This is a genomic window from Streptomyces sp. NPDC058964 (genome assembly GCF_042741275.1).
In the GTDB taxonomy this organism is placed as follows: Bacteria; Actinomycetota; Actinomycetes; order Streptomycetales; family Streptomycetaceae; genus Streptomyces.
On record NZ_JBHYKH010000500.1, the window covers coordinates 1 to 6,689 of the forward strand.

5 protein-coding genes and 1 pseudogene are annotated in these 6,689 nt (G+C 72.9%); all 6 read left to right on the forward strand.

Annotated features, from left to right (window positions below; translation table 11 throughout):
* Nucleotides 1-35 precede the first annotated feature (35 nt).
* Nucleotides 36-215, forward strand: coding sequence for a hypothetical protein (locus ACFW2E_RS38340; protein WP_384474118.1), 180 nt, complete (start codon nucleotides 36-38; stop codon nucleotides 213-215).
* Nucleotides 216-562: 347 nt separating this feature from the next.
* Nucleotides 563-1,120 carry a hypothetical protein gene (locus ACFW2E_RS38345; protein ID WP_384474120.1) on the forward strand — a complete coding sequence of 186 codons (558 nt, stop codon included), beginning with the start codon at nucleotides 563-565 and terminating at the stop codon, nucleotides 1,118-1,120.
* Between the two features lie 108 nt (nucleotides 1,121-1,228).
* A complete protein-coding gene (locus ACFW2E_RS38350; protein WP_384474123.1) occupies nucleotides 1,229-1,870 on the forward strand; it encodes a class F sortase in 642 nt (213 codons plus the stop codon).
* A gap of 258 nt (nucleotides 1,871-2,128) precedes the next feature.
* Nucleotides 2,129-4,246 (forward strand): aminodeoxychorismate synthase component I, encoded by a 2,118-nt coding sequence (gene pabB, locus ACFW2E_RS38355; protein WP_384474126.1) that lies wholly within the window; start codon nucleotides 2,129-2,131, stop codon nucleotides 4,244-4,246.
* On the forward strand, nucleotides 4,243-5,769 hold the full coding sequence (locus ACFW2E_RS38360) for an AMP-binding protein (RefSeq protein ID WP_384474129.1): 1,527 nt from the start codon (nucleotides 4,243-4,245) through the stop codon (nucleotides 5,767-5,769). The genes pabB and ACFW2E_RS38360 overlap by 4 nt, the downstream gene beginning before the upstream one ends.
* Nucleotides 5,770-5,825: 56 nt before the next feature.
* Nucleotides 5,826-6,605: pseudogene (locus ACFW2E_RS38365) on the forward strand (aminotransferase class IV); the annotation flags it as partial.
* Nucleotides 6,606-6,689: the final 84 nt, after the last annotated feature.

Sequence of the window (6,689 nt, forward strand, 5' to 3'; positions counted from 1 at the left end):
GCCCGCGGGGGCGCGCCCGGGCTCATACTCCGCGTATGAGCGATGCGATGATCCGGGTCCCGGCCGAGGTGCGGGACCGGTTGGCAGCGATCGCGGAGGCGCGGGCCGAGAGGACGCGCGCATACCTCGCCGCGAATTTCGGCGTCGAGGTGGGTGACGAGAAGAGCGCGGTGATGGGACACAGGCTCCGGGAGGTGTTCGCCCGCCGGGGTTGACCGGCAATCGCCAGGCGTCCGTTCTGATCCCCGGACACACGAAGAGGGGGGGCCCGGGGGGGCGGGGGGGGGGGCCGGGTGGGGGCGCCCCCCCCGGCCCCGGGACTGGGGGGGGCCGCCCGGGCGCCGCGCGACCCCGGGCCACGAGGTTCGGTCAGTCCGCGTTCCTGCCTCCGCCCGCGTCCCGGATCCCGGCGCCGATGGGGCTGGCCGGGGTGTTCTGGTAACCCGGCTGGGCCGTCCGGATGGTGCGCGCCGAAGCCCTGTTTGACGGTGGTTCATGTCGGGGCCGGGTGATCCCAGCTGATGGAGTATTGGCTGCCCGGCCACGGCGGAAGGACTCCCAGATGCGTTCTGCCCGCATGATCCTGGCTTCGGCGGCCCCGGCCCCCGCCCTCGCGATCGCCACTCCCGGCGCTCATGCCTCGGGAGGTGACGAAAGCCATGACGACTCCTCCTACAGCCAGGAGGACGACTCCTCCCACGGCAAGGGAGACGACTCCTCCCACGGCAAGGGCCACGGCGATTCTCACAGCAAGGAGGACGGCAACGACAGCAGCCACGACGAGCCGCGCGGTGGAATGCACACGGGTGGCGGTGCGCTCACCGCGCTGACCAGCGACGACTGGAGCTCGGACAGCGGCGACAACAGCAAGTACGACCCCGAGACCTACAAGGACAAGGACTCGGACAGCGACCACGACAAGGGCTCGGACTCGGACAGCGGCCGCGGCAAGGACTCGTGGGACGACGACACCGACAAGCCCAGCGGCGGCATGCACACCGGAGGCGGCGGGCTCGCCACGCCGGGCGGTGTCACCACGGGCGGGCTGGCCGTACTGGCCGTCGGTGCCACCGGCCTGTACGCGCTGCGCCGCAAGCACGCCGCCGGGTCGGCGTCGTGAGACGCGTCTGACGTACCAGGGGCCCGAGGCCGCCGCCGCACGCGCCGTGCCGGCGGCCGGCTTCCCCTTCGACCACTGTGCTGCCGTGTCCGAGTGAGGTGGAGTCCGATGGCAGCTTCTCCGTCGTCCGCGAAGCCCGGCCAGGGCGAACCGGGCGCACGCTCCGGCGGGCGCACGGCGATGTGGGTCGTCGCGATCCTTCTCCTGGCCGTGAGCGTGCTGGGCGGCCACGGAAGGGCGTCCGACGTCTCACGTGCCGGTGGAGCCTCGCCCACCGTGCACCCGGCCGGGAAACACCTGCCCCGCTCCGAGCCGACACGCCTGCTCATCCCGAAGATCGACGTGGACGCCCCCTTCACGTCCCTCGTCATCGGTCCGACGGGCCAACTCCAGCCCCCGCCCGCCGGCGACACGAACCTCGTCGGCTGGTACGCCAAGGGAGCCTCCCCGGGAGAGACGGGCACCGCCATCATCGCGGGACACGTCGACACCACCACCTCGGCGGCCGTCTTCGCCGGCCTCGACGAGCTGGAGCCCGGGGACCACTTCTCCGTCCTGCGGGCCGACGGGAAGAAGGCGACCTTCGTGGTCGACAGCGCCCAGACCTACGCGAAGGACGACTTCCCCAGCCATCAGGTGTACGCGGACACACCACGGGCCGAGGCCCGGCTCATCACCTGCGCCGGGGACTACGACCGGTCGGCCCAGGACTACACCGAGAACCTGGTGGTCTTCGCCCATCTCGTCTGAGCCTCGAACCCGCGCCCCGAGCCCTTTCGCCGCCGTCGGCCCACCGCCGGCGGCGCTGTCCGGCGGGACCGTTTGTTCGAGCGGCTCGAGCGGCCGGACCTGGCCTTTCGTCGAATGCTTGAACGTGCCGCGGTGGTCCTGCGTATTCGACGGCGTGAGCGCGGGTGCCGGGAGAACTCCCTCGCGTGGGCCCAGTGGGCGGCCCGAGACAAACGCCGGATCGCCTGGGCCCGAGAACGACGCAAGGGAGGTGAGCGGGTGAAGACCTTGCTCATCGACAATTACGACTCGTACACGTACAGCCTGTTCCAGCTGATCGCCGAAGTGAACGGCGAGGAGCCGGTGGTCGTCCTCAACGACACCCCCGTTGGCGAACTCCCCGACCCGGGCGCGTTCGACAACATCGTGGTGTCGCCGGGACCGGGACACCCCGCCGAGCCGCGCGACTTCGGCATCGCCGCCCGGGTGATCGCCGAGGCCCGGGTCCCCGTGCTCGGCGTCTGCCTCGGCCACCAGGGCATCGCGCTGGGGGAGGGGGCGCTGGTGGGACCCGCGCCGGAGCCGCGGCACGGGCACCTGACGTCGGTACGGCACGACGGCCGGGGCCTGTTCCACGGGCTGCCGCAGGACTTCACCGCCGTCCGCTACCACTCGCTGGCCGTCGCCGAGCCGCTGCCCGACACCCTGGAGGCCGTCGCCTGGGCCGAGGACGGGGTCCTCATGGGCCTGCGCCACCGCACCCGGCCCCTGTGGGGCGTCCAGTTCCACCCCGAGTCGGTCCTCACCGACCACGGCCAGCGCCTGCTGATGAACTTCCGCAACCTCACCGCGGAGCGCACCCGCAGGACCCGTACCAAGAACACCACGATCACCCCGACCGCCGCGGCCATCCCCCGCCCCCGCCGGTCCGTCGTCCCCACCTACCGGCTGCACCACCGCAGCATCGCCACCGCCGTCGACGCGGAGGCGGCCTTCGCCCGCCTGCACGCCGACGCGCCACGCGCCTTCTGGCTGGACAGCTCCCTCGTGGAGGAGGGCCGCTCCCGCTTCTCCTTCTTAGGAGACGGGTCGGGACCGCTCAGTGAGTTCGTGCGGTACGACGTCGACGCCGGCGTCTGCGAGGTCGTACGGCCGGGTCGCCCGCCGCGCAAGGTCCGGGCGAGCGTCTTCGACTACCTCAAGCGCCAGTTGGCCACCCGCCGGGTCGACGCCGAAGGACTGCCCTTCGACTTCACCGGCGGCTACGTGGGCTACTTCGGCTACGAGACGAAGGCCGACTGTGGTTCCCCGAACCGCCACAAGGCCCAAACCCCGGATGCCTGCTGGCTGTTCGCCGACCGGCTGGTCGTCGTGGACCACGAGGAGGAGGTCACCTACGCCGTCTGCGTCTCCGAGGACACCCCGCAGGCCGCACGGGAGGCCGCGGACTGGATCGACCGGACCCTCGCCCAGCTGACCTTCGTGATCTCGGACTTGCGGGACGAACCCGAACGGGCCACGCCCTACCCCCGGGCCGCCGAGCCGTGGCTGGTGCGCGACCGCGCGACCTACCTCGCGGACATCGAGGCCTGCCGACGCGAACTGCGGGCGGGCACCAGCTACGAGGTCTGCCTCACCAACTCCGCCCGGCTGCCGGCACCGTACGACCCGTACGACTACTACCGGGTGCTGCGACGCGTCGACCCGGCCCCGTACGCGGCCTTCCTGCGCTTCGGTGACCTCGACGTGGCAGGCTGCTCGCCCGAGCGCTTCCTGCGGATCACCCGGGACGGCACCGTCCAGGCCAAGCCGGTCAAGGGCACCGCCGCGCGCGGCGCCACCCCGGAGGAGGACGAACTGCTGCGGGACGCGCTGGCCACGGACGAGAAGACCCGCGCCGAGAACCTGATGATCGTCGACGTGCTCCGCAGCGACCTCGGCCGCGTGTGCGAGACGGGATCGGTCCGGGTCCCACGGCTCATGGCCACCGAGACGTACACCACCGTGCACCAGCTGGTCTCCACCGTCGAGGGACGGTTGCGCGAGGGTACCGCCGCCATGGACTGCGTACGCGCCTGCTTCCCCGGCGGTTCCATGACCGGCGCTCCCAAGCTGCGCACCATGGAGATCGCCGACCGGCTGGAGACCGAGGCGCGCGGGGTCTATTCCGGCGCCCTCGGCTACTTCGGCTGCGGCGGCGGTGCCGACCTCGGCATCGTCAACCGTACCGCCGTGTTCACCGGCGGCCGGATGCGGCTGGGGACCGGCGGTGCGATCGTCCTGGACTCCGAACCCGCCGCCGAGTACGACGAGATGCTGCTCAAGGCCGCCGCGCCGATACGCGCCCACCGGGAACACAGCTCGGTCCCGGCCACCGAACAGGAGCCGACCCGATGACGGCACCGCAGCCCACCCTGAGCCCGGCAGGCACCGGCGCGCCCGGCAACCTCGCCGCCCATCTGGCCGACCTCGCCGAACGGCGCGGGTGGACCGGCCGGCCCGCCTTCCACCAGGGGCACACCTCCTGGACCCACGGCGAGGTGCACGACCTCGCGGCCCGCGCGGCGACCGTGCTGGCCGGACGGGGAGTCGGCCCCGGCGACCGGGTGCTGCTCGCGCTGCCCGATTCCATCGCCTGGGTCACGGCCTTCCTCGCCACCGCCCGCCTCGGCGCCGTGGCCGTCCCGGTCAACCCCGAACTCACGCCACCGGAGCTGGAGTTCATGGCCGACGACACCGAGGCCGGGCTGTGCGTGACCGGTCCGGGCCTCGACGACCGCTTCCGGCGCCGCGGCCGCCTCGGCGCCGACCGGCTGGCCGGGCTCACCCGGGCCGCCCAGCCCATGACCGGCGCCCACCAGGTCGACGCCCACGACCCCCTGTACATCCAGTACACCTCCGGAACGACCGGCCGGCCCAAGGGAGTCGTGCACCGCCACGGCGATCCGCGCACGTACCACGACCTCGTCGGCAGACGGCTGCTGCGCGTCGCCCCGGACGACGTGGCCCTCTCGGTCTCCAGGCTGTTCTTCGCCTACGGCTTCGCAAACACCTTCGTCTTCCCCCTCTTCTCCGGCTCCTCCGCCGTCCTGGCCGGCCGCCGCCCGACCCCTGCCGCCGTCGACGACCTCGTCGTACGGCACCGGGTGACCCTGCTCTACTCCGTGCCCTCCGCCTACGCGGCCCTGCTGGCGGAGCGGGCCGACGGGCACGAGGCGTGCTTCGCGTCCGTCAGGGCCGCGATCTCGGCGGTCGAGGGCATGCCCGCCGATCTCGGCCGCCGGATCACCGAACTGTTGGGCGCGCCCGTCCTGGAGCAGATCGGCTCGACCGAGGCCGGGTACGCCTTCTGCGCCAACAGCTTCCCGCACAACCACCCCGGCACGGTCGGCAGGCCCGTCCCCGGCTTCGAGGTCGAGCTGCGTGACCGCTCGGGCCGTCCCGTACCCGACGGCGAGGAGGGCGAACTGTGGGTCCGCGGACCGACGGTGACGCCCGGTTACCTCAACCGGCCGCAGGAGTCCGAGCGCACCCTTTGCGGCGGCTGGCTGGCCACCCGCGACCGGGCCCGCCGCGAACCCGACGGGACCTTCCGGCACCTGGGCCGCGCCGACGACATGGAGACGGTCGGCGGCCTCACGGTCTCGCCACTGGAGGTGGAGGGGCTGCTGCGCACACATCCGGCGGTCCGGGAGGCCGCCGTCGCCGCCGTCACCGACCTGCGGGGCGTCGGCAGACTGCGGGCGTTCGTCGTCCCGGTCACGCCGATCCCCGTCGGACTGGAGGCCGAGCTCATCTGTCTGGCCCGTGACCGGCTCACCGCCTCCAAGGTCCCCCACAGCGTCAGCTTCGTCCCCTCACTGCCCCGCACCCCCACCGGAAAGCTCCGCCGCCACCTCGTCCGCCAGGGAGCGTGGTGACCGGTGCCACGGCGCGCCGGCAGTCGTCGGACGGACACCCCGAGGAAGGCGTACGGATGACACAACCGACCATCGCCGAAGGCCTGTTGACCTGGGACCCGGCCGGCGGACTCAGGCCCGGTCCGACGGCCGGGGGGCGACTGCTCGCCGCCGACTCCTGGCTGCTGCGCGACGGACACATGCGCGGTCACGAGCGCCACCGCGAACGCTTCCTGCGTGCCTGCGGGAACTGCGACGGACCGCCTCTGCGCCGGCTCGTCGAGTTCTGGCAGGACGTGACGGCGGCGCTGCCCCGCTCCGGTGAATGGTTCCCACGAGTGGAACTCTCCCAGGACGCCCGCCGGTTGCGGCTGCTTCTGCGGCGCGCTCCGTCGCTCGGGACGGAGGTGAGGGTCTGGGCGACGGGCCAGACCGATCCCCGCACCATCCCGCGCCGCAAGGGTCCCGACCTCGCCGTGCTGGCCCGGTTGCGCGACCGGGCCGCCGCGCACGGTGCGGACGAGGCCGTGCTGGTCACCCCCACCGGGCTGGTGCTGGAGACCGCGACCGCGAGTCTGGTGTGGTGGGAGGACGACGTCCTGTGTCTGCCGCCACCGCAGCTGCCCGTCCTGGCCGGCGTCACCGTCGGACTCGTCCAGGAGCGGGCGCGGCAGGCGGGCGTCCGGGTCGCCCACCGCGAACGGACCCTCGCGGAACTGGACGGCCGTGAGGTGTGGGTGGTGAACGCGCTGCACGGAATCCGGCCCGTCGCCTCCTGGGCGGGGCAGTCGTTGACGGCCGGGCCCGCGGTGCGCGCCCCGGAATGGAGGAAGTGGCTGGAGGGCATGACGCGGCCGCGATCGCCAAGGTGCTGCGCGCCAACGGCATCGTGGACACCGAGCCGTACCGCAAGCTCGGCCGCAACCAGCTCCGCATCGCGA